The 21620-nt window shown below is 61.1% G+C and carries 22 protein-coding genes and 1 riboswitch; of the genes, 13 read left to right on the plus strand and 9 right to left on the minus strand.

The annotated features are described in order from the left end of the window. Positions 1-13: 13 nt before the first annotated feature. The 5 genes from ACZ5SR_RS10280 to cysS all read right to left on the minus strand — a co-directional run bounded on the left by ACZ5SR_RS10280 (position 14) and on the right by cysS (position 5402). The gene (locus tag ACZ5SR_RS10280) at positions 14-1276 is read right to left on the minus strand and encodes an aspartate kinase (RefSeq protein ID WP_464448588.1); all 1263 of its coding nucleotides are present in this window, start codon (positions 1274-1276) and stop codon (positions 14-16) included. 72 nt (positions 1277-1348) lie between these two features. After that, a complete protein-coding gene (tilS, locus tag ACZ5SR_RS10285) occupies positions 1349-2332 on the minus strand; it encodes a tRNA lysidine(34) synthetase TilS (protein ID WP_464448589.1) in 984 nt (327 codons plus the stop codon). 29 nt (positions 2333-2361) lie between these two features. Continuing rightward, the gene (locus ACZ5SR_RS10290) at positions 2362-3336 is read right to left on the minus strand and encodes an acetyl-CoA carboxylase carboxyltransferase subunit alpha (RefSeq protein ID WP_464448590.1); all 975 of its coding nucleotides are present in this window, start codon (positions 3334-3336) and stop codon (positions 2362-2364) included. Between the two features lie 45 nt (positions 3337-3381). Beyond that, positions 3382-4029: a DNA-3-methyladenine glycosylase family protein gene (locus tag ACZ5SR_RS10295; protein ID WP_464448591.1), complete on the minus strand. Its 648-nt coding sequence runs from the start codon at positions 4027-4029 to the stop codon at positions 3382-3384. Further along, on the minus strand, positions 4026-5402 hold the full coding sequence (gene cysS, locus ACZ5SR_RS10300; RefSeq protein ID WP_464448592.1) for a cysteine--tRNA ligase: 1377 nt from the start codon (positions 5400-5402) through the stop codon (positions 4026-4028). Before cysS ends, ACZ5SR_RS10295 begins: the two co-directional genes overlap by 4 nt. Before the next feature lie 251 nt (positions 5403-5653). Between cysS and ACZ5SR_RS10305 the strand changes: the two genes are divergently transcribed. From ACZ5SR_RS10305 to ACZ5SR_RS10320, 4 genes are all read left to right on the plus strand, one after another. After that, a complete protein-coding gene (locus tag ACZ5SR_RS10305; RefSeq protein WP_464448593.1) occupies positions 5654-6166 on the plus strand; it encodes a tetratricopeptide repeat protein in 513 nt (170 codons plus the stop codon). 79 nt (positions 6167-6245) lie between these two features. Further along, positions 6246-6923: a peptidylprolyl isomerase gene (locus tag ACZ5SR_RS10310; RefSeq protein WP_464448594.1), complete on the plus strand. Its 678-nt coding sequence runs from the start codon at positions 6246-6248 to the stop codon at positions 6921-6923. A 4-nt stretch (positions 6924-6927) separates the two neighbouring features. Further along, positions 6928-7434: a peptidylprolyl isomerase gene (locus ACZ5SR_RS10315; RefSeq protein ID WP_464448595.1), complete on the plus strand. Its 507-nt coding sequence runs from the start codon at positions 6928-6930 to the stop codon at positions 7432-7434. Between the two features lie 12 nt (positions 7435-7446). After that, entirely contained in the window at positions 7447-8226 is a 780-nt protein-coding gene (locus tag ACZ5SR_RS10320; RefSeq protein WP_464448596.1) for a UDP-2,3-diacylglucosamine diphosphatase, read from the plus strand. A gap of 76 nt (positions 8227-8302) precedes the next feature. Here the strand turns inward: ACZ5SR_RS10320 and ACZ5SR_RS10325 are convergent, their stop codons facing one another. Further along, complete coding sequence (locus ACZ5SR_RS10325; RefSeq protein WP_464448597.1) at positions 8303-11074, minus strand: DUF349 domain-containing protein; 2772 nt, start codon at positions 11072-11074, stop codon at positions 8303-8305. Positions 11075-11472: 398 nt separating this feature from the next. Here ACZ5SR_RS10325 and ACZ5SR_RS10330 point away from each other — a divergent pair, with 398 nt between their 5' ends. The 3 genes from ACZ5SR_RS10330 to nrdR all read left to right on the plus strand — a co-directional run bounded on the left by ACZ5SR_RS10330 (position 11473) and on the right by nrdR (position 14214). Beyond that, the gene (locus ACZ5SR_RS10330) at positions 11473-12240 is read left to right on the plus strand and encodes a transglycosylase SLT domain-containing protein (RefSeq protein ID WP_464448598.1); all 768 of its coding nucleotides are present in this window, start codon (positions 11473-11475) and stop codon (positions 12238-12240) included. 39 nt (positions 12241-12279) lie between these two features. Beyond that, a riboswitch (ZMP/ZTP riboswitch) is annotated at positions 12280-12453 on the plus strand. Positions 12454-12507: 54 nt separating this feature from the next. Then, positions 12508-13752: a serine hydroxymethyltransferase gene (gene glyA / locus ACZ5SR_RS10335; RefSeq protein WP_464448599.1), complete on the plus strand. Its 1245-nt coding sequence runs from the start codon at positions 12508-12510 to the stop codon at positions 13750-13752. Positions 13753-13764: 12 nt separating this feature from the next. Next, positions 13765-14214 (plus strand): transcriptional regulator NrdR, encoded by a 450-nt coding sequence (gene nrdR / locus ACZ5SR_RS10340; protein ID WP_322992302.1) that lies wholly within the window; start codon positions 13765-13767, stop codon positions 14212-14214. Between the two features lie 33 nt (positions 14215-14247). On the opposite strand, the gene ACZ5SR_RS10345 is transcribed toward nrdR, so the two are convergent. Then, positions 14248-14823: a GspH/FimT family pseudopilin gene (locus ACZ5SR_RS10345; RefSeq protein ID WP_464448600.1), complete on the minus strand. Its 576-nt coding sequence runs from the start codon at positions 14821-14823 to the stop codon at positions 14248-14250. 77 nt (positions 14824-14900) lie between these two features. On the opposite strand from ACZ5SR_RS10345, the gene ACZ5SR_RS10350 reads away from it, so the two are divergent. The 5 genes from ACZ5SR_RS10350 (at position 14901) to ribD (ending at position 18878) form a co-directional block, all read left to right on the plus strand. Continuing rightward, a complete protein-coding gene (locus ACZ5SR_RS10350) occupies positions 14901-15371 on the plus strand; it encodes a type IV pilin protein (RefSeq protein ID WP_464448601.1) in 471 nt (156 codons plus the stop codon). A 4-nt stretch (positions 15372-15375) separates the two neighbouring features. Then, positions 15376-16014, plus strand: coding sequence for a PilW family protein (locus ACZ5SR_RS10355; RefSeq protein WP_464448602.1), 639 nt, complete (start codon positions 15376-15378; stop codon positions 16012-16014). Next, on the plus strand, positions 16011-17222 hold the full coding sequence (locus tag ACZ5SR_RS10360) for a hypothetical protein (protein WP_464448603.1): 1212 nt from the start codon (positions 16011-16013) through the stop codon (positions 17220-17222). Before ACZ5SR_RS10355 ends, ACZ5SR_RS10360 begins: the two co-directional genes overlap by 4 nt. Next, positions 17219-17644, plus strand: a complete 426-nt coding sequence (locus ACZ5SR_RS10365; protein ID WP_464448604.1) for a type IV pilus modification PilV family protein — start codon at positions 17219-17221, stop codon at positions 17642-17644. The genes ACZ5SR_RS10360 and ACZ5SR_RS10365 overlap by 4 nt, the downstream gene beginning before the upstream one ends. A 109-nt stretch (positions 17645-17753) precedes the next feature. After that, a complete protein-coding gene (ribD, locus tag ACZ5SR_RS10370; RefSeq protein ID WP_464451042.1) occupies positions 17754-18878 on the plus strand; it encodes a bifunctional diaminohydroxyphosphoribosylaminopyrimidine deaminase/5-amino-6-(5-phosphoribosylamino)uracil reductase RibD in 1125 nt (374 codons plus the stop codon). 80 nt (positions 18879-18958) lie between these two features. Here the strand turns inward: ribD and rpiA are convergent, their stop codons facing one another. Next, positions 18959-19630, minus strand: a complete 672-nt coding sequence (gene rpiA, locus ACZ5SR_RS10375; protein WP_464448605.1) for a ribose-5-phosphate isomerase RpiA — start codon at positions 19628-19630, stop codon at positions 18959-18961. 92 nt (positions 19631-19722) lie between these two features. On the opposite strand from rpiA, the gene ACZ5SR_RS10380 reads away from it, so the two are divergent. Further along, complete coding sequence (locus tag ACZ5SR_RS10380; protein WP_464448606.1) at positions 19723-20766, plus strand: quinone-dependent dihydroorotate dehydrogenase; 1044 nt, start codon at positions 19723-19725, stop codon at positions 20764-20766. A gap of 4 nt (positions 20767-20770) precedes the next feature. Here the strand turns inward: ACZ5SR_RS10380 and ACZ5SR_RS10385 are convergent, their stop codons facing one another. Then, entirely contained in the window at positions 20771-21610 is an 840-nt protein-coding gene (locus ACZ5SR_RS10385; RefSeq protein WP_464448607.1) for an acyl-CoA thioesterase, read from the minus strand. Positions 21611-21620: the final 10 nt, after the last annotated feature.

Raw genomic sequence — 21620 nt, forward strand, 5'->3', positions numbered from 1 at the left:
GTCAGATTATAACTTAGGCTTGGTCCAGATCGAAGGCTTTGTGCAAGGCACGCACAGCCAATTCCATGTATTTTTCATCGATCACGACCGAGGTCTTGATTTCGGAGGTGGAGATCATCTGGATGTTGATGCCCTCTTCGCTCAAGCTGCGGAACATCTTGCTGGCCACGCCCACATGGCTGCGCATGCCGATGCCCACGATGGACACTTTGCAGATCTTGGCGTCGCCAGAGACTTCGGCCGCACCCAGTGCGGGCAGCACTTTTTCCTTGAGCAGGTCGATGGTCTTGGCGTAGTCGTTGCGGTGCACGGTGAAGCTGAAGTCGGTCTTGCCGTCTTTGCTCAGGTTCTGGATGATGACGTCGACTTCGATGTTGGCATCGGCCACAGCGCCCAGGATTTGGTAGGCAATGCCGGGCTTGTCGGGCACGCCCAACACGGAGATTTTGGCTTCGTCGCGGTTGAATGCGATGCCGGAAACGACGGCTTGTTCCATTTGTTCGTCTTCCTCAAAAGTGATCAGGGTGCCGGATGCGGCTTCTTCGTTGATGTCGATGTCCCAAGGCGTGAAGCTCGAGAGCACGCGCATAGGCACTTTGTATTTGCCCGCAAACTCGACCGAGCGGATTTGCAGGACTTTGGAGCCCAGCGATGCCATTTCGAGCATCTCTTCAAAGCTCACGGTTTGCAGGCGGCGTGCTTCAGGCACCACGCGGGGGTCGGTGGTGTAGACGCCGTCCACATCGGTGTAGATCAGGCATTCGTCGGCTTTGAGTGCAGCCGCCACGGCCACGGCCGAAGTGTCAGAGCCGCCACGTCCCAGTGTGGTGATGTTGCCGTTATCGTCCACACCTTGGAAGCCGGTGATGATGACCACTTTGCCAGCATTCAGGTCCGCGCGGACACGGGCATCGTCAATCGATTCGATACGCGCTTTGGTGAAAGCGCTGTTGGTTTTGATGGCCACTTGCCAGCCTGCATAGCTGACCGAAGGCTGGCCTTCGGATTGCAGGGCAATCGCCAGCAAGGCCGACGATGCTTGCTCGCCTGTCGAGGCCAGCATGTCGAGTTCGCGGCTGTAGGCATCGCCGGGTTTGGCGGGGGCCAGTTCTTTGGCCAGACCCAGCAGGCGGTTGGTCTCGCCGCTCATGGCGCTGGGAACCACCACGATCTGGTGGCCAGCGCGCGCCCATTTGGCCACGCGCTTGGCGACATTGCGGATGCGCTCGGTCGAGCCCATCGAGGTGCCGCCGTATTTGTGAACGATCAAAGCCATGTGTCAGGTTCAAGTGAAGATGAAACCGGCAATCCAACTGCAAGAGTCCTTGCCGCCAGCCCCGGAAAAACCCTAGATTGTACCCATCGACCTGACGCTTTCTTGACCCTTCCAAGCCAAATGCAGCGCTTCTCGTTCGACAAAGCCCTGCCCCACCTTCAGGTGCAGTCGATGCCCCCGGGTGGTGCAAGCCGCCACTTGGTCGAGCAATTCATGCAGCTGCGCCGTGCTGGGCGTGGTGGCATGGTGTTGCCGAAGCCAGTGACGCAACACCAGTGCTTGGCGCGCGCGGCTCAGTTGCTGCAGGGCCTGGATGCGCGGCGGCACGCCGATCTTTTCCAGGTCATGCGCAGCCACCTCGGTCAAAACCTCTTGCGCTTGGGCGGCATGCGCAGCACTGCGGGCAAAGGTCTCGCGAAAAGCGGGCAAAGCCTCGGCCAAGGCGGGCAACACTTTGGCGCGGATGCGGTTGCGGGTGAAGCGCTCGTCGGAGTTGCTGGGGTCATCCACCCAGCTTTGGCCTTGAGCTGGGCCTTGTTCTTTCAGCCACTCGCGCAAAGCTGCACCCGGCAATGCCAAGCAGGGGCGGTGCCAATTCAGGTCCAGGCGCGTCCAGTGGGCTGGCATGCTGGCCAAGCCGGGCAAGCCTGCACCACGCGACAAGGCGATGAGTAAAGTTTCTACCTGGTCGTCGGCATGTTGGGCCAGCGCAATATCGTGCACGTCGGGCCACTCACTTTGCACCGCTTCGGCCAGCGCCGCATAACGCGCTTTGCGGGCGGCGTCTTCGGGGCTTTGACCGGAGGCATGACCAGCTTGCACCCGGCGCACGGCCAAAGGCACGTTCAGTTGTTGGCACAGATCACGGCAATGCGCCTCAAAAGCATCGGCCGCATCTTGCAAGCCGTGGTGAATGTGCACCGCCCTCACCTGCCCCGGCCAACGCTGCGCGCACGCCAGCAGCAAGGCGGTTGAATCGGCACCTCCGCTGAAGGCCACTGCAAAAGGAAGGCCCGGGCTGAAATCAGCCAGGGCCTGTTCGAGGGTCAGCGCCATAGGGGAAACCTGACGGCTCACCAGAAGCTTTACTTGCTCGCTTTGGTGTCGGTGAAACGACCGTAGCTGTTCAGGCGTTCGTAGCGGCGCTCCAACAGCTCTTTGGGCTTGAGGTCAGCCACCTGACGCCAAGCGTCGCCCAAGGCGCGCTTGAGGAAGGACACCATTTGCTCGGTATCGCGGTGCGCACCGCCCACGGGTTCGTTGACGATCTTGTCCACCAGGTTCAAGGCTTTCAGGCGGTGGGCCGTGATGCCCAGCGCATCGGCCGCGACTTCGGCTTTTTCGCTGGTCTTCCACAAGATGGAGGCGCAACCTTCGGGGCTGATCACCGAGTACACCGAATACTGCAGCATGAGAACTTGGTCGGCCACTGAAATGGCCAACGCGCCGCCGGAGCCGCCTTCGCCAATGATGGTGGTGATGATCGGCACTTCCAGTTGGGCCATCTCGAAAATGTTGCGTCCAATGGCTTCGGACTGACCGCGCTCTTCGGCGTCAATGCCTGGGTAGGCGCCGGGCGTGTCCACAAAGGTGAAGACGGGCAGCTTGAATTTTTCGGCGGTCTTCATGAGGCGCAGCGCTTTGCGGTAGCCCTCGGGCTTGCTCATGCCAAAGTTGCGCAGGGTGCGCTCTTTGGTGTCGCGACCTTTTTGCTGGCCCAGCACCATACAAGCCTGACCGTTGAAGCGGGCCAAACCACCCACAATCGACAAGTCATCGGCAAAGTGGCGGTCGCCGTGCATCTCGACAAAGTCGGTGAAGATGCCGTGGATGTAATCCAGCGTATAGGGACGCTCGGGGTGACGGGCAATTTTGGTGATCTGCCAGGGGGTCAGATCGCTGTAAATGTCTTTCGTCAGCTGCTGGCTTTTTTTGCTCAGTTGGTCGATTTCGAGGGTGATGTCCACCGCCGACTCGGTCTGCACGTAACGCAACTCTTCGATCTTGGCTTCGAGTTCGGCAACAGGTTGCTCAAAGTCGAGAAATGTTTTTTTGGCCAAGTTGGACTCCTCTTTTCATAACCGGGTGGACGCCTCGTCCAACCCTCAATACGCCACCGGAACCGGATCCAGCGAGCGCCAAATATACCAAGTTGCCACCGTGGCATAGGGACTCCAGGCCTGCGCCACCTCTCGGGCGTCGCTGCGGCTGACCGGTTCGCCCGAAAAATAGTTGCGGCTGATGCCGTTGATGAGACCCACATCATCGAGCGGCAGCACGTTGGGGCGCATGAGGTGGAAGATCAGGAACATCTCGGCCGTCCAGCGGCCAATGCCCCGAATGGCCACCAATTCATCAATGATGGCCTCGTCGTCCATCTCTTGCCAGGCCTTGACATGAACCGTGCCAGAGCTGAAATGCATGGCCAAGTCGACCAAATATTCCACCTTGCGGGCCGACAAACCGGCCGCCCGCATGTCGTCCACCTTGAGCTTGAGCACGGCAGAAGGTGTGAGGCGCTTGGTCAAGACCGAAAAGCGGTCCCAAACCGATTGGGCCGCTTTGACCGAAATTTGCTGGCCCACGATGGAGCGCGCCAAGGTGACGAACGCATCACCCCGGGTTTCCAAAATGGCATTGCCAAACTGGGGAATGAGCTTTTTCATGACCCGGTCTTTTTTGGCCAAGTGCGCACAGGCCTCGGCCCAATAGGCGGGCGTCACGGGGGTGACCGCAGGCGTTGCTGCGCTCACTGAGCCGCCTCCCAGGTCGTGCCGGTGGCCGAGTCTTTGAGCACAATGCCTTGGGCCAACAGGTCGTTGCGAATGCGGTCGGCCTCGGCAAAGTTTTTGGCTTTTTTGGCGTCGGCTCGGGCTTGAATTTGGGCCTGAATGGCGGCTTCATCCAGACCTGCACCCGCTTGCAGGTACACCGTGGGGTCGGTTTGCAACAAACCCAGCAAACCACCCAAGGCTTTGAGAAGACCTGCGCGCTCGGCCGATGCGCTGCGGTTGACCTCGCCCGCCAGCTCAAACAACACAGCGACCGCCTCGGGCGTGCCAAAGTCTTCGTCCATGGCGGCTTTGAAACGGGCGGCCAAAGGGTCGGCCCAGTCGATTTGCACGTCTGCTGGCGTCACGGCTTGCAGGGCTGTGTACAAGCGCTTCAAGGCGCCCTTGGCGTCGTTCAGGTGCACATCGCTGTAATTGAGCGAGCTGCGGTAGTGGCTGCGCACGATGAAAAAGCGCACCGTCTCGGCGTCAAACTCTTTGAGCACATCGCGGATGGTGAAGAAATTTCCCAGGCTCTTGGACATCTTTTCGTTGTCCACATTGATGAAACCGTTGTGCATCCAAAAGCGCGACAGAGGTTGACCGTTGGCGCCTTCGCTTTGGGCAATTTCGTTTTCGTGGTGTGGGAACTGCAGGTCAGCGCCGCCACCATGGATGTCAAACGTCTGGCCCAGCAGCTCGCAGGCCATGGCCGAGCACTCGATGTGCCAGCCGGGCCGCCCGGTGCCAAAGGGGCTGGCCCATTTCACGTCTTCAGGCTCGGTGGGCTTGGCACTCTTCCACAGCACAAAGTCCAGCGGGTCTTGCTTGTCCGTCTCCACGGCCACACGCTCACCGGCATTCAATTCGTCGAGCGACTTCCCGGACAACTTGCCGTAACCCGCAAACTTGCGCACCGAATAGTTCACATCGCCGTTGCCGGCACGGTAAGCCAGGCCTTTTTGCTCCAGCGTGCCAATCATGTTCAGCATCTGTGGCACGTAATCGGTGGCGCGGGGCTCGTGTTGGGGGCGCTCAATGCCCAGCGCATCGGCGTCCTGGTGCAGCGCGTCGATCATGCGGTCGGTCAAGCCGCGGATGGTTTCACCGTTTTCCAAGGCGCGCTTGATGATCTTGTCGTCAATATCGGTCACGTTGCGCACATACGTGACCTTGTAGCCACTGGCTTTGAGCCAGCGCTGCACCACATCAAAGGCGATCATCGATCGGGCATGGCCCAAGTGGCACAGGTCATAGACCGTCATGCCGCAGACATACATGCGCACATGGCCCGGCTCGGCAGGAGAGAAGTCGGAAACAGCACGGCTCAGCGTGTTGAAGATGCGCAGACTCATGTCAGATCAAAGTTTTTTTAGTACAACCACCCACTCGACAGTGTCCGGCATCGGCATCTGATCGGCTCAGGGAAATTCAGGAAATTCAACACAAAGAAAAAGCGTCCAAAACGCTGCTTCCCGGCTGGGCATCTGCCCCTGCCAACGGCCTGATGGCCGCGTGCCCTCCGCTACAATGACCCTTCAGTATATCCCCGACGGGAACCCTGCTCCCAGTTCCTGGCAGCCCGAATTCAACACTTTTGGCGCGCATGCAAAATCTACTTTCGTTCGTATTGACCAGTCTTTTGCTGCTCTCCAGCGTGGGCGCCCAAGCAGACGCTTACCAAGACGTGAACCGGCTGATTGGGGCAGCAGAGTGGTCCAAAGCCCAAACACAGGCTCAAGAACACCTCAAAACCCGTCCGACCGATCCGCAAATGCGCCTGTTGCTCAGCCGCATTCAGGATGGCCAAGGCCGCACCGCCGAGGCGATGGAAACCCTGCAAGCCTTAACCCAGTCGTTCCCTGAATTGCCCGAACCGCACAACAACTTGGCCGCTCTGCTGGCCCGCCAAAACCGCTATGCCGAGGCGCTGGTCCAATTGCAAGACGCTGTGCGTGCACGACCCGATTACGGCACGGCGCTTGAAAATCTGGGTGATGTTTACATTGCACTCGCCATTCAGGCCTACCAAAATGCCAGCCGAGCACCCGCCCCGCAGCCCCGCGTGACCAGCAAACGCCTGGCGGCTGAAAATCTGCTCAAGTCATCGGCGCCTTGAAGCTGGCAGCGACACGCCAGAACACACGCCATACCGCACACCATCTGCCGCCTCAACTCCTACCTGCTGGAAAAACCCCATGCAACGCTCCCGTTTTTTAATCTCTTTGGCCATGACGCTGGCTTTGGCTCTGCCCATGGCCAGCCAGGCACAGACGGGTGGCGTGAGCAAAGTGCGCATCAGCACCACGATGGGTGACATCGAAGCCGAGTTGTACGACGACAAAGCCCCGAAAACCGTGGCCAACTTTTTGCAATATGTGAACGACAAGCACTACGACGGCACGATTTTCCACCGGGTGATTGCGGGCTTCATGGTGCAAGGCGGCGGCTTTGATGCCCAATACAAAGAGAAGAAAACCCGCGCACCGGTCCCACACGAAGGACGGCAGGCACTGGCTGGGGGCCTGAAAAACACCACCGGCACGCTGGCCATGGCCCGCACCAACGACCCGCAATCGGCCACATCGCAGTTTTTCATCAACGTGGTGGACAACGCTTTTCTGGATCCCACCCCGATCCCCGACGGTGACCCGGTTGCCAAATTTCAATACCAAGGCCGTGTTTACGAGAATGTGGCCCGTGCCCAACTGCTGAACGCCCCTCAACTGTTCGGCTACACCGTTTTTGGCAAAGTCACGTCCGGCATGGACGTGGTCCAAAAAATCCGCAATACGCCCACGGGCGCAGGCGGCCCCTTCCCGACCGATGTTCCTCGGACGCCGGTTGTCATCCAATCCATCACTTTGTTGAAGTAACACCATGAGCAACCCACAAGTCGAACTGCACATCACCGGCTACGGCGTCATCACCCTCGAACTGGACGCTGAAAAAGCTCCCAAGTCGACCGAAAACTTCTTGGCCTATGTGAACAAGGGCCACTACAACAACACGATTTTTCACCGTGTGATCCCCGGCTTCATGGTCCAAGGCGGCGGTTTTGAGCCCGGCATGGGCCAAAAGCCTACCGATGCGACCATCGAAAACGAAGCCAACAACGGCCTGAAAAACGACAAGTACACCGTGGCCATGGCCCGTACCTCGGCGCCCCACTCCGCTTCGTCGCAGTTCTTCATCAACGTCGCCAAAAACGACTTTTTGAACCACACCGCACCCTCCATGCAAGGCTGGGGCTATGCCGTGTTCGGCAAAGTGGTCAAGGGCTCTGAAGTGGTCGACCAGATCGAAGGCGTTAAAACCGGCAACCGCGGCGGCCACGGTGACGTGCCCAAAGAGGACGTCGTGATCGAAAAAGCCATCGCCATCTGAGCGTGACCCGCCATGTCTGACCCGCGCACCACCCGGCCGTGCATCGGCTTGCTGTCAGCGCCTGCGACATGGCAAACCGTGGATCTGATCTCGGACCTGCATTTGCAGGCCTCCGAGACCGCCACGTTTGAAGCCTGGCGCGACTACATGGCCCGCACCCCAGCGGATGCCGTGCTGATTTTGGGTGACTTATTTGAAGTTTGGGTGGGCGACGATGCCTCTGCCCAAGACCCGTTTTTGCAAAGCTGCGCCGAGGTTTTGCGCCAAACCGCGCAACGCGCCCAGGTCGCTTTCATGCCTGGTAACCGCGATTTTCTGGTCGGACCGGATTACCTGGGGGCCTGTGGTGTTCAAGCGCTGACCGACCCCACCTTGCTCGAACTGGGCACCCAGCGCATCTTGCTCACCCACGGCGACGCCCTGTGCTTGGACGATCAGCCTTACCAAGCCTTCAGGCTGCAGGCGCGCAGCCCCCAATGGCAGCAGGCCTTTTTGGCCAAACCTTTGGCCGAACGACAAGAATTTGCCCGAAGTTTGCGGGCGCTCAGCGAGTCACAAAAGCACGAAGGCATGACCTTTGCAGATGCCGACTTGGAGATGGGTCTTTTCTGGCTGGCCGAGGCAAAGGCCGATCGCTTGGTCCATGGCCACACCCACCGACCTGCAGACCATGCCTTGGGCCAAGCACAGCGCCATGTGCTCAGCGATTGGTCACTGGACCACGCCCCTGTGCGTGCGCAGGTGTTCAGGCTGCAGCGCGATGGCGCTTCACAGCGCATCGATTGGCTGTAAAGCGGCTGTCTTTTAATACCCATCACCCTAAAAAAACGGCCGCTCAAAAGCGGCCGTTTTGCATGAGACAGACCGATCAGCCGCGCAGCAGGTTCTTCAAGACGTTTTGCAAACGGCGTGCGGTGGCCTCTTCGTGCGGGCCAGACAAGACCTGCGCCACATCTTGGCCCCAAGTTTCGCGGGGGCCGGGCTGGTTGCGTTGGGTCAGCAGTTGCAGTTGCAGCATGCGGCGCTCGCTCAAACTGTCGGCGGGTGTGGGCACTTCGGCGGCCATTTCCAAGCGCAACAAAGCCGTGGCAGCGGGCGCTTTGGCGGGCGCAGTGACCGCTTGCGCCCAAGACTGACGGGTTGCGGCGTTGATGGCACGGCCCAGTTCTTGTGCGCTCGGCAAGGCATCAGCCTGACGCTCTTGCCAAGCACCCATCAAACGGGTCAGTGTTTCGCCGTGCGCTTGTGCGGCCAGTTTGCGCAGCGACATTTCGGCGCGCTCCATGGCTTCGCGCTGGGCGCGGAAAGCGGCATCGCCCAAGCGTGGCCCGCGGTCTTCGCGAACATCACGGCCTTCACCGCGTGCACCGCGGTCACCAAAACGGTCACCGCCTCGATCACCCGGGCGACCGGGACCACGGTCCCCACCGGGACGCGCGCCGCGCTCACCGGGTCGGCCATCACGGCGGCCATCCCGACCTGCAGCAGCTTCTGTTTTCTTTTGGCCAGGACGGTCATCACCACGCACCGCCACAACAGGCTTGGCGGGTTTGGGCGGGGCCACGGGGGCCGCAGGCGCTTCGGCCGGGGCTGCATCGGCGCTTTCAGCGCTGACTTCAGCGGCATCGACTGGCGCATCTGCTGCAGCGTCCGTTTCTGCCAAGGGCGCAGCGGGTTCGCCAAGGGCATCCGAAGGAGCGGTCACTGGCGTTGGGGCGGGTGCCGCTTGTGCAGCCTGTGCCTCCAGCGCTTGGCCACGCAAAGCGGCGTCGAGCGCGGCCATGGCTGCGCGGATTTGGCTGGCATCGCCGCCGGCATTGGCTTCGTCCAGGGCTTTGGATGCGTCGATCACGGCGCGGTCGCGGGCAGTCAAAGGGGCAGCCGAAGCGTGGCGCTCGGTGCCTTTGCGCTGGAATGCTTCGTCCAGCGGCGCGCGGAACACTTCCCAGAGTTTTTGTTCGGTCTTGCGGTCCAGCGGCACGGCTTGGGCTTCCACTTGCCAGCGTTGCTGCAATGCTTTGACGGCATCCACACGCAAAGCAGGGGCAGCGCCCAACTCACGCGCTTCATTGATCAGGGCCTGACGGCGTTCGACGCTGGCTTTTTGCGCTGATTCCAATCGGGCAGCCGCAGCTTTGAAGATCGCCTTCCACTGCGACTGCATTTCGCCAAAAGATTTTTCGCTCAGGTGGCCCGCATTGCGCCAGCGGTCGGCAAACTGGTGCAAAGCTCGCAACTGAGCCCGCCAGTCCTCGCTCTCGGCGTTGGCAGCCGTCCAGGCTTTGACCTCGTCCATCAAAGCCACACGTTGGGCGCGGTGGTCTGCAGACTCTTTTTTCATCTGCTCGAGCCAAGCCAAAACCGCTTTGTAGGCTTCGTTGCAAGCGGCATCGAAGCGCTTCCACAGGGCATGGTTAGGCAAACCACCTTGGTCGGTTTGTTTCCAGCTGTCACGCAATTGGCGCAGCTTGTCCTGCATTTTGCGGCCGCCTACGGTGGGCACCTTTTCGGCGTCCAGCAGGCCTTCGGCTTGCGCCACCAAAGTTTGGCGCACCTGATCAGCCAGCCAACGCTGCCAGCCTTCAGTGTCGCCAGCAGCCGTCAGAGCCAAGTGCACACGCTCGTCCAGCGAGGTATCCAGGTTCTTGGCGTGGGTTTTGAGGGCTGCGCGCAAAGCGGCGGCCGCCTCGGGCAAGGGTGCCCCCGCGCTCTCGGTGATATGTTTTTCAAGGGCTTCCAGCACTTCTGTCACGGCTTTGAGCGCTTGCTCGCGCAGAGCCTGGCGTTGGGCTGCATCCATTTTGGGTTTGGCAGGCTTGGGCTCCTTGGGAGCATCGCTGTTGGCAGCCCCTGCAGCTGCAGATTGAACTTCGGCCACGACCTCGCCGCGCAAACGGCGGATTTCATCGGCCCACACGGGCACAGAAGGCAAGGCGGCTGTCGCATTAGCTTGGGCTTGCTGGGCGATCTCCAAAGCGGCTGAAAAACCTTGCCAGACCGCATTCAACTGGCTTTGAGCGGCGTCGAGCTGGGCCGGGAATTTCAAGTCCACGCTGGGCCAAACGGGGTTGTTGCCGAGCTGACCGGCTTGGGCTTGCCACTGGGCCACATCGGCCTCAACCCCACCCAAACCGGCTTGGGCCTCGGCCATGGGCTTGGTGGAGAGCACTTCGATGCGTTGCGCCAGCAAAACGGCGGCTTCGCGTTGCACCATCACCTGGTGCTGGAGGTCTTCCACGCCTTTGACCACTTCGGCCAAACGCAGCTTCAAACTCGCCAAAGGCTCACGCGAGAGAGGCGCGCCAGCTTTGGCTGCGTCACGCTGCCAGGCCATGGCGTCACCGATATTCAGGCGCGGGGCTTGCAGCATCTGCTCTGCTTTTTGCGCCCAGTCGCTGGCCAATGCTTCCTGACCGTGCTGTCGCTTGAGCTCATCGAGCTTTTCCTTCAGGAGCTTGGCCGCCCCCTTGTCGCGCGAGGCCATCTCGCGGTACACCTCGGCCAAGATCTCGGCTGCAGGTTCGGTCGAGAGCCATTCGCGCAAGCGGGCACCGCGTTCACCCGAAGTGGCGGCATGAAAAGCCCCACCGGTCAAGGAGTCAAGCGCGGCGAGGTCTAGAGGCTTTGAGGATGAAGTCACGGTAAAAACTTTAAAACACGGTCCATGCCAAATACGGCATCAGTGTCGGGCCGGGCTTGCCGACAAACTGGGCAGCACAACGGGCGACAAAGCTGTATTTTCGCTGGTATTTGGGCCGGACCGGCCCCTTGCATGGAATACGGGCCAATCTCTTGTGATTTCCATCGCGCAAGGCCCTTTATATGCATTTATGGAATAATTATTAGGATTGATAGTATTGACTAGATATTAAATATTTCTAGAATTCGCACACCCAAAGATCAGGGATAACCCGATACCGCTGCCAACTTGAACGGGCTCGGTCACTGCACACCGATGCATTACTGGCCCCGCTCCCCACCCCACCCACCCGCCTTGGCTGATGTCCATCACCATCGCGAGCTACGAGAGGAAGTGCTATGACAGCGCCAATGAACATGTCCCGCTTGAGCCTGTGTCTGAAGACTTGGGCGACCGATGTCCGAGAAGGTTTTGTTGAAATCACCCGCCATGGTCTGGCCCTGTTCGGCTTGGTGGTGGTGATCGTGGGTCTGGGCTTTTTGGCTCGTCCCAATCTGCAAACAGCCGCCAGCGAAGTGCTGCTGGGTTGGCTCGAAATTCGCCAGAGCGTGGCCTTGGAGCCCCCTGTTGTGAACAATGCGGCCACCCGCTCGACGACACAAAGTCTGGACGATTTGACGCCAGACCAGGCGGCCGTGACCCGATGGCTCAGCCGCAAATACCGCGTGTCGAGTGAGCCCATGGGGGCGATGGTCGCCGAAGCCTGGCGCTTGGGCGAACGCAGCCAACTGCCCCCCAGCCTGATCCTGGCCATCATGGCGGTCGAGTCACGCTTCAATCCGTTCGCCTCGGGCAGCCAGGGGAACGTGGGCCTGATGCAACTGGAAATCAAGGCCCATGCCGAAACGTTGGGCCAGTTTGGCGGCCCCTTGTCGGCGTTCGACCCTCTGACCAATGTGCGCGTGGGGGTTCGGCATTTGCAAAGTCTGCTCCAGCAAACCAGCTCGCTGGAGGAAGCCTTGGCGCTCTATGGCGCGTCCTCCGGCCAGGCCATAGAAAGCCAATACGTCGACCGGGTCCGGGCCGAGCAACGGCAGCTGGACCAAGTCACAGACAAGCAAAATACCGCTGCATTGTTGCCCAAGAACGGACCGGCACAGCTTTGAGGCAGGTGGGGCCGAAAGGCTGCAGCGCTCGGCTACACTAACGAAGTGCGCGACTGGCGATAGGAGCCCCTTCTTTTCACAGACAAGTCGGGATCACTCTGACGTGGAGCGCGGTGGCCGTTGGGCTACCCCAGAACCACTGGGAAGCGCACAGCCCGGAACTGGCCATGAAACCCAGCCTCGGGTTATCAGCCGTTCGCCTGGGCAGCCCTTGTCGGGAACTTTTCACAAGTTGCCTGTCAAGGTTCCATCATCTGAAGGACTGCCATGTACCACCGCAATATTCTGATTGAACAAACCGACCCCGAGCTGTTCGCCGCCATCCAGGCCGAGAACGCCCGTCAAGAGCACCACATCGAGCTGATTGCCAGCGAAAACTACGCGTCGCCTGCCGTCATGGCCGCCCAAGGCAGCCAGCTCACCAACAAATACGCAGAAGGCTATCCGGGCAAGCGCTACTACGGTGGCTGTGAGCATGTGGATGTGGCCGAGCAACTGGCCATTGACCGCATCAAGCAAATTTTTGGCGCAGAAGCCGCCAACGTGCAACCGCACTGCGGTGCATCGGCCAACGAAGCGGTCTTTTTGGCTTTCTTGAAGCCTGGTGACACCATCATGGGCATGAGCCTGGCCGAAGGCGGTCACCTGACCCACGGTATGCCGCTGAACATGTCGGGCAAGTGGTTCAACGTGGTGAGCTATGGCTTGGACGCCAACGAAGCCATCGACTACGACGCCATGGAAGCCAAGGCCCGCGAAACCAAACCCAAACTGATCATTGCTGGCGCTTCGGCCTATTCGCTGCACATCGACTTTGCCCGCTTTGCCAAAGTGGCCAAGGAAGTCGGCGCCATCTTTTTGGTGGACATGGCCCACTACGCGGGTCTGATTGCCGCAGGCGTCTACCCCAACCCTGTGCCGCATGCCGATGTGGTCACCTCCACCACCCACAAGAGCTTGCGCGGCCCCCGTGGCGGCATCATCTTGATGAAGGCCGAACACGAAAAAGCCATCAACAGCGCCATCTTCCCCGGCCTGCAAGGCGGACCGCTGATGCACGTCATCGCGGCCAAAGCCGTGGCTTTCAAAGAAGCGCTGCAGCCCGAGTTCAAGGCTTACCAAGCCCAAGTGATCAAGAACGCACAGATCATTGCCGAGACCTTGACCGCTCGCGGCCTGCGCATCGTCAGCGGCGGCACCCAAAGCCACGTCATGCTGGTCGACCTGCGCGCCAAAGGCATCACCGGCAAAGTGGCCGAGGCCGCTTTGGGCAACGCCCACATGACCATCAACAAAAACGCCATCCCGAACGACCCCGAAAAGCCGTTTGTGACCAGTGGCGTGCGCATCGGCACCCCGGCCATGACCACCCGTGGTTTCAAGGACGAAGAAGCCCGCGCCACGGCCCACCTGATTGCCGATGTGTTGGACAACCCGCTGGACGAAGCCAACCTGGCTGCGGTGCGCGCCAAAGTGCACGCCCTGACCAGCCGCTTCCCGGTTTACGGCTGATCGGACTTCACGATGAAATGCCCGTTTTGTGGTCACCTCGAAACCCAAGTGGTGGAGACACGGCTGGCCGAAGACGGGGATTTCATCCGCCGCCGTCGTCAATGTGGCGCTTGTGAAAAGCGCTTCACCACTTACGAAAAGCCCGAAGTGAGTTTCCCGGCCATCGTTAAAAAAGACGGTCGCCGCATCGAATACCAACGCGACAAACTGCGCGCCAGCCTGAACCTGGCCCTGCGCAAACGCCCTGTGAGCACCGAACAGGTGGACGGTGCGATCGAGCGCATCGAAGAAAAACTGCTGGCCATGCCCAGCCGCGAAGTCGCCTCGCACCGCATTGGCGAGTTGGTCATGCGCGAGCTCAAAAAGCTCGACAAAGTGGCCTATGTCCGTTTTGCCAGCGTGTACCGCAACTTTGAAGACATCGACGAGTTCAAAACTCTGGTGGACGAAGTCCAAAGCTGATCCGGTTAGGGTGATGAGCCCAAAGCGGGGTTTTCAGGGGCACTTCTGCGGTGTGTACTTTTCAATTCTGGGCCTGCCCAAAGCATTGCTGACCACCTGCCAGCCCACGTCAGCTGAGGCCCGGCAAAAGCGCCATGTCCCGGCCATGAATGCCCCATTGCTGGTTGCGCTGCGACCCTCGGGCCCATAAGAAAAATAGGTTTTCACCGTACTGGTCGCGCGCAGCGTTATCCCCGCAGGCAGGCCTTCATGTGACTCTAGCAACGCTTCGTCGGTATCCAACCGGCCGTTGTCGTTCCCATCCACAAAGACCAGCCAGCCTTGCTGCCACTGGCCATCGGTGTCACAGCCGCCGCCACTGGCTTGAGCACACAAGCTGATGCGCTGTTGGCGGCGCAAGGCCTCCGAGCGCGCTAACACCAAGCTGTCCAAAAAACTCTCGGCTTGAGCCTGCAGTTGGTGTTTGGACCGCAAGTCCGACATGGCGGGAGCGGCCATGCCCACCAGAATGCCCAGCAAAGCCATCACCACCAAGGCTTCCAGCAAGGTAAATCCTGGTGCACAGACGCTCAGACGGGTCTTTTGGGGTTGAGGGCTTGGATGGCGCATGGTTGGGTGAGCGGGTCCTTGCACTGTACAAGATGAATACATAAGGCCACAATAAAACAAGCCACAGGAGATTGCCTATGGATACCGTCACCCGAGTCAAGGGGCCAACGACCAGCCAACACCCCCAAAACAGCCGCGGATGGACCTTGGCCGAACTGTTGATCGTGGTCGCCCTGATGGGCCTGCTCGGGGCCCTGGCCCTGCCCACTTACCAACAGCAGCAGCGCCAGGCCAGACGCAGCGATGGGCAAGCTGCGCTGCTCCAACTCCAACTGGACCAGGCCCGTTGGCGCAGCACCCACGACAGCCACGCCGACAACTTGAGCGCGTTGGGCTGGACCACTGATCGCTCCCCCCTGGGGCACTACCAAATCACGCTGACCGAGGTCAGCGCCGAAGGCTATGCAGCGCAAGCCATCGCACTGAACAATCAGGCTGTGGACCGGGACTGCACGCCAATGCGCCTGAGTTGGCAAGGCAGCGCCACCGCCGTGTTCGGCGCGGGCGAACACCCAGACAGCGACCCCCATCGCTGCTGGCGTCGGTGATGCCATGACCTCCAAACACATGACCGGTGTGCACGAACGGGGGGAAACCTTGATGGGGCTGCTGGTGGGCTTGTCGGTCGGTTTGATCGTATTGGCAGCTGGCAGCGCCCTGCTTTCCAACCAGCTGCGCGGCCACCGCATGGCCTTGCAAGACAGTCATCTGCACCACGACCTGCGCACAGCCATGGACTGGATGGCCCGAGAGCTGCGCAAAGCCCAGTACAGTGCCAACGCATGGGAAACCCGCTCACCCACCGCCTGCGATGACGCTTTTTGCGATGGGCCGGAAGACTTCAGCATCGAAGGCGACTGGATTGACTTCAGCCACGACCGCAACCACAACGGCAAGCAAGACAACAACGAATGCATGGGATTTCGGCTGGCAGGCAAAGCGCTGCTGGCCAAAAGATCGTGCAGCGCCAGTGGCGACTGGCTGGCCATCACCGACAGCGCCAACTTGCAGATCACCGATTTGCGCTGGCAACTGCACTGTGAATTGGACCGGGGTTGGCTGCGCCGCAGTGTTCAGATGGCCTTGACCGCGCAATGGCCCCATGACGCATCGCGCCAGGTCAGCCTCACGCAAACCGTGCATCTGCGCAACGACTTACCGGGCAGCCAGCAAGCGCTGTTTTGCCCATGACCGGCCTTCGCGACTTGAGGCAGCAAGGGGGCGCCATCACCTTGCTGGTCGCCATCGGACTGGTGATCCTGGCCAGTCTGACCAGTTTTTACAGCACACGCAGCGTGTTGATGGACCAACTGGCCAGCCAGAACCTCGCCAGCGCCAAGCAAGCGCGATTGGCAGCCGATGCGGCTTTGGCCAGTGCTCAGGCTTTGCTCAATGTCACACCGACTCAAGATCTGATGAACTCCCCAAGCCTCTGTCCCCAAGGCTTGAACGGCTTGCAGTGGCAATGCAGTGAGTTGGGGCTCAAGCCGCACCCGGCGCTGCCGCAAACGAAGCTGAGCGCCATCGCGGTGCGCGACCTCCTCATGTCGCCGCATGTGCTCACACTGCACGCCAGCGCGCGCATCGACGCACAACACAGCCAAGCGCTGGTGCGAGAAAGCGTGTTCGCACCCACGGTGGCCCCAGCCACCAGCGTGGCAGCGCCTGCTGCGCTCGTGCTCAATGGCTGCGTCAGCGAAGACGCAGCAGCCAAGCTCAAGGTCTGCCCTTTGAACAGCCAAGGCCAAGCCTGCGTTAGCAGCGCCAAAGGCCCTGCGGTGATCACGTATTGGGCAGAGGACAGCGACCGCAATGGCAGCATTTCTGCGGCCGAAAAAAATGATTGCCTGGCCCTGAACGCTGCCAGCTTGCCCGGCGGGGGCAGCAAAAATGGGCCCAGCGCGGCCAGCCCGCGCAGCCCTTGCACACGCGCCGCTTGGCGAAGTGTGTTGGGCGACATCACCGACGCACAACTGCAGGCTTGGTCCACCGCGCAAGAGCGCAATGGCCTGACCGCACAAAGCAACCCGCCGCGCACAATTTATTGGATCGACAGCCCCGCCGACTGGCAAGACAACGTGGGCACGGTGGACCACCCGGCCCTGCTGGTTTTTTCTGCCAAAGCCTGCGCCCAGCGCTGTCCGCGCATCGGCGTGGGTGTGCGCATTCAAGGCAGTGTCCTGCTCGATTCGGGCTGCAACGACGACAAGATGCGAGGCTGGCAGGCTGGCACCATCGAAGGTCAGTTGGTGATCGAGTCGGGCCTGCCCGAATGGCGTTCGGGCACTGTGCTGGCAAGGCCCGATGGGCGCAACGCCTACATCCTCAACTGGCCGCAGGGCATCGACACCACGCGTCTACAACGCATCCATGGCAGCTGGAGCGAGGGCGCGCCGTGAAACGCTCAGCAAAACCCCAGCAAGGTATGGCCCTGCTTGAGGCACTGATCGCCTCGGCGGTCTTGGGCATTGGCCTGGTGGGGGCTACGCAGTTGACCCTCAAGACCCTGAACACTGCCAGTCAAAACCGCCAACACACAGTGGCCCAACACCTGGCGCAAGACGCCATGGATTGCCTGCACGTCCAAGCCAGAACAGGCACCGCTTTGTGCCCGCCGCAAGAAACCGTGCAGCTGCAAGGCGTGCGCTACCAAAGACAGGCGCGCAGCACACCCCTCGGCGATGGAGCGCTGATCGACTTGCATGTGCAAGTGCAGTGGGCCGCCACGGGCGCAAGCAAGGGCGTGGCCTCAGAACACCGCATCGACTGGCACAGCAGCGCCTCGACTTTGCCTGGCTGGCTTGGCGTATCCTCGCCCTAGTGGGTGTACGCTTCGCCTTGCACCTTCTGAATGCTCCTGAACTTCTGAACTCTTGCCTGCCGTGCCACTTTTGACCGAACACCCACAACCCTTGCCCCAAGCCCTGGGCATGGCCCTGAACCTTTCACGCCAGGCCCTGTGGCTGACCTCGCCCAACCCGCGCGTGGGTTGTGTCATCACCGCGGCCGACGGCACGGTGCTCGGCCAAGGCCACACCCAGCGAGCAGGCGGCCCGCATGCCGAAATCATGGCGCTGCGCGATGCCGCTGCACGCGGGCTCAGCGTGCAAGGCGCCACCGCTTGGGTGACGCTGGAGCCCTGTGCCCACCACGGCCGCACCGGGCCATGCTGCGATGCGCTGGCGGCAGCGGGCATCGGGCGCGTGGTCGCGGCGCTGACCGACCCGAACCCCAAAGTGGCAGGACAAGGCATGGCGCGGCTGGCAGCAGCGGGTGTGCAGACACAGATTTTGGCTGCGACGGATGACATCGCCGTTCAGGCCCGTGAATTGAACATTGGCTTTTTCAGCCGCATGGAACGAGGCCAGCCTTGGGTGCGCATGAAAGTGGCGGCCTCGCTGGACGGCCAAACCGCCTTGCAAAACGGCCAAAGCCAGTGGATCACCGGCCCCGAAGCCCGCGCCGATGGGCACGCCTGGCGCGCCCGTGCCTGCGCCGTCCTGACCGGCATCGGCACCGTGCTCGAAGACGACCCTTTGCTCAATGTGCGCGGCATGGACACCCCGCGCCAGCCGCACTTGGTGGTGGTGGACAGCCGCCTGGACATGCCCCTCAATGCCAAGCTGCTCGACACGCAAGGCACAGGCGATCAGGCCCGGCAAATCTGGGTTTACACGGCTGTGGACCCTGCCAACCCAGAACAGGCCGAAAAACGATCCGCCCTGAGCGCGCGCGGCGTCACCGTGATCGACATGCCCGGCCCCGGCGGCAAGGTCGATCTGTCCGCCATGCTGCGCGACCTGGCCCGACGCGAGATCAACGAGCTGCATGTGGAAGCCGGGCACAAGCTCAACGGCTCGTTCATCCGCGAAGGGCTGGTGGACGAATTTCTGGTTTACCTGGCCCCACAGCTGCTGGGCCCAGGCCAGGGACTGGCCAACTTGCCTGCGCTCACCGAACTGAGCGGTGCCGTTCAACTGGCCTTTCAGACGGTGGACCGCATTGGGCCTGATTTGCGCCTGCTGCTGCGCAAAATCGCACCATGTCGGGGCTGAAGCCACCGACCTACCCATGCGCTGGACCCCGTAGGTCGGCAGCTTCAGCTCCGACATCACTGGCACAGCCCCAAGGCCATTTAAAAGCTCAGCGTCTTCACGCCTTGAGCTGTACCCAGCAAACACACCTGCGCTTTTTGCAGCGCAAACACACCCACCGTGACCACGCCAGGCCACTGGCTGACTTCGGTTTCAAACGCCACCGGGTCGGTGATCTTCAAACCCTTCACATCCACAATGTGCTGGCCGTTGTCGGTCACCAGCGGCTGGCCGTCTTTTTGGCGCACCACGGCGCTGCCACCCATGGCTGCAAACTGCCGCATCACGCGGGCAGTCGCCATGGGGATGACTTCAACCGGCAAAGGGAAGTTGCCCAACACATTGACCAGCTTGCTTTCGTCGGCGATGCAAACAAACTGCTTGGACTGAGCGGCCACGATTTTTTCGCGGGTGAGGGCCGCGCCGCCACCCTTGACCATGTGGCCTTGGTGGTCGATCTCGTCGGCGCCGTCGATGTAGACCGACAAGCTCTCAACCTCGTTGCTGTCAAACACCGGGATGCCCAGGGCCTTCAGGCGCACGGTGGAGGCTTCGGAGCTGGACACCGCGCCCTTGATCTGGTCTTTCATCGTGGCCAAGACGTCGATGAATTTATTGACGGTGGAGCCGGTCCCCACGCCGACGATGTCGCCGGGAACAACGTATTTCAGGGCGGCTTGGCCCACCAGGGCTTTGAGTTCGTCTTGGGTCATGGGGTTGGGTCTGGATAAAAACTGGAGGAAGGCCGGGGTTTGAGACAATCGGGTGAATTGCCATCAATGCCTTTGCTGCCCGGAATTATCCAATGTCCCTGATCCCCTACGCCTTCGCCCGCCCCTTTTTGTTCAAGATGGACCCCGAAGAGGCCCACGACCTGACCATCGAGGGCCTGGCCCGCACCCAAAACACCCCGCTCGACCGCGTCTACCGCCAGCCCTTTGTGGCGCAACCCATCACGCTGGCGGGTCTGCAGTTCCCCAACCGCGTCGGCCTGGCCGCAGGCCTCGACAAAAACGCCCGCTGCATCGACGGCCTGGGCGCGATGGGCTTTGGCTTCGTCGAAGTCGGCACCGTCACGCCCAAGGCGCAAGCCGGCAACCCCAAACCCCGCATGTTCCGCCTGCCCGAGGCCAACGCCCTGATCAACCGCCTGGGCTTCAACAACGACGGGTTGGACGCCTTCATCGCCAACGTCAAGCGCTCCAAGTTCCGCCAGCAAGGTCGCCTGTTGGGCCTGAACATCGGTAAAAACGCCGCCACCCCCATCGAAAACGCCACCGACGACTATCTGATCGCCCTGGCTGGCGTCTACCCGCATGCCGACTACGTGACGGTGAACATCTCCAGCCCCAACACCAAAAACCTGCGCGCCCTGCAAAGCGACGAGGCGCTCGACGGCCTGCTGGGCGCCCTGGTAGCGCGGCGCGAAGAACTGACCGCCGAACACGGCCGCCGCGTGCCCATGTTCCTGAAAATCGCCCCCGATTTGGACGAAACACAAGTGGGCGTCATCGCCGCCACCTTACAAAAACACGGCATGGATGGCGTGATCGCCACCAACACCACGCTGGCCCGCGACGCAGTGAGCGGCTTGGCGCATGCCGAAGAAATGGGCGGCCTGTCAGGTTCGCCCGTGCTCGAAGGCAGCAACCGCGTGATCCGCGGTCTGCGCGTCGCCTTGGGCAAAGATTTCCCCATCATCGGCGTGGGCGGCATCCTGAGCGGGCATGACGCGATCTCTAAAATCGAAGCCGGAGCCGACGTGGTGCAGATATACACCGGCCTCATCTACAAAGGCCCGGCGCTGGTGACGGAAGTAGCGAGTGCGCTGCAGCAGATGAAGCGCTGAGCGCTTAATCCTTGAAGTACACCAGCTGGTGCGTGCTCGCCAGCAGCTGGCCTTCGGGGCTCCACAGCTCGCCGGTCTGGTCAAAATAGCCGTGGCGGTAATTCAGCGCCTTGGCCACGCCCAGCAGATGGCGCGAGCCCACCTGCGCCAACAAGGCGCTGTCGGCATGGAAGTACGTGGTCAATGACACCGTGCCGATCAGGGCTCGGCGGCGGCGGCGGATGAAGATGCGTGGGAAAAAGCTGTCGCTCAAGGCCGCCAAAGAGGCAAAGTCCAGCGCCCGCTCGGGCTCGTCGCGCACCCACAAGGTCGAACGGGAATGGGCTTGTTCTTGCTCATCAAAGGCAACAGGAAAAGCGCCTTCGACAAAACGCATGTCGTAGCGTTGCGGCCAAGCGGGCATGCCTTTGACGGGCATGCGCGTCAAGTCGTCAGGCGCAGGCACGTCGGCAGGCATCAGGGCCTCCACGTCTGACCAGGTCTCGCGCCGCACGGCAAACACCGCCGTGGCGGTCGCCACCACGCCACTTATGTCATTTTGGGTCTGATGCGCTTCGATGATCCAGTGCTGGGTCGATCGGTTGGTGCGCACAGGGCGGGCCACAAAACGGATCTCGCCATCGGCCACCGGGGCCGCAAAGTTGACCGTCAGAGCCACGGGTTCGCCCAGGCGCTCGGGGTGCAACAGGGCCGACTGCAGCAACTGCGCGGAAGTGGTGCCACCAAACGGCCCGACCATGTTGGCGTAGGCCGGATGGGTCGCGCCGATGAATTCGTGGGGCAAGTCCTGACGCTCTGAGGCTTTCAGGTCAATGGCTTCGTCAAAAGGATGCATGCGGGTCATGATAGGTCCG

The sequence above is a fragment of the Limnohabitans sp. TEGF002 genome (assembly GCF_055395845.1).

Bases quoted from the DNA above. Each gene is read 5' to 3' on its own strand.
- ACZ5SR_RS10310 (WP_464448594.1), top strand. From the start codon at position 6,246: ATGCAACGCTCCCGTTTTTTAATCTCTTTGGCCATGACGCTGGCTTTG.
- ACZ5SR_RS10355 (WP_464448602.1), top strand. From the start codon at position 15,376: ATGACCTCCAAACACATGACCGGTGTGCACGAACGGGGGGAAACCTTG.
- cysS (WP_464448592.1), bottom strand. From the start codon at position 5,402: ATGAGTCTGCGCATCTTCAACACGCTGAGCCGTGCTGTTTCCGACTTC.
- glyA (WP_464448599.1), top strand. From the start codon at position 12,508: ATGTACCACCGCAATATTCTGATTGAACAAACCGACCCCGAGCTGTTC.
- tilS (WP_464448589.1), bottom strand. From the start codon at position 2,332: ATGGCGCTGACCCTCGAACAGGCCCTGGCTGATTTCAGCCCGGGCCTT.
- nrdR (WP_322992302.1), top strand. From the start codon at position 13,765: ATGAAATGCCCGTTTTGTGGTCACCTCGAAACCCAAGTGGTGGAGACA.
- rpiA (WP_464448605.1), bottom strand. From the start codon at position 19,630: ATGACCCAAGACGAACTCAAAGCCCTGGTGGGCCAAGCCGCCCTGAAA.
- ACZ5SR_RS10360 (WP_464448603.1), top strand. From the start codon at position 16,011: ATGACCGGCCTTCGCGACTTGAGGCAGCAAGGGGGCGCCATCACCTTG.
- ACZ5SR_RS10345 (WP_464448600.1), bottom strand. From the start codon at position 14,823: ATGCGCCATCCAAGCCCTCAACCCCAAAAGACCCGTCTGAGCGTCTGT.
- ribD (WP_464451042.1), top strand. From the start codon at position 17,754: ATGGCCCTGAACCTTTCACGCCAGGCCCTGTGGCTGACCTCGCCCAAC.
- ACZ5SR_RS10380 (WP_464448606.1), top strand. From the start codon at position 19,723: ATGTCCCTGATCCCCTACGCCTTCGCCCGCCCCTTTTTGTTCAAGATG.
- ACZ5SR_RS10280 (WP_464448588.1), bottom strand. From the start codon at position 1,276: ATGGCTTTGATCGTTCACAAATACGGCGGCACCTCGATGGGCTCGACC.
- ACZ5SR_RS10350 (WP_464448601.1), top strand. From the start codon at position 14,901: ATGGATACCGTCACCCGAGTCAAGGGGCCAACGACCAGCCAACACCCC.
- ACZ5SR_RS10315 (WP_464448595.1), top strand. From the start codon at position 6,928: ATGAGCAACCCACAAGTCGAACTGCACATCACCGGCTACGGCGTCATC.
- ACZ5SR_RS10330 (WP_464448598.1), top strand. From the start codon at position 11,473: ATGACAGCGCCAATGAACATGTCCCGCTTGAGCCTGTGTCTGAAGACT.
- ACZ5SR_RS10305 (WP_464448593.1), top strand. From the start codon at position 5,654: ATGCAAAATCTACTTTCGTTCGTATTGACCAGTCTTTTGCTGCTCTCC.
- ACZ5SR_RS10320 (WP_464448596.1), top strand. From the start codon at position 7,447: ATGTCTGACCCGCGCACCACCCGGCCGTGCATCGGCTTGCTGTCAGCG.
- ACZ5SR_RS10385 (WP_464448607.1), bottom strand. From the start codon at position 21,610: ATGACCCGCATGCATCCTTTTGACGAAGCCATTGACCTGAAAGCCTCA.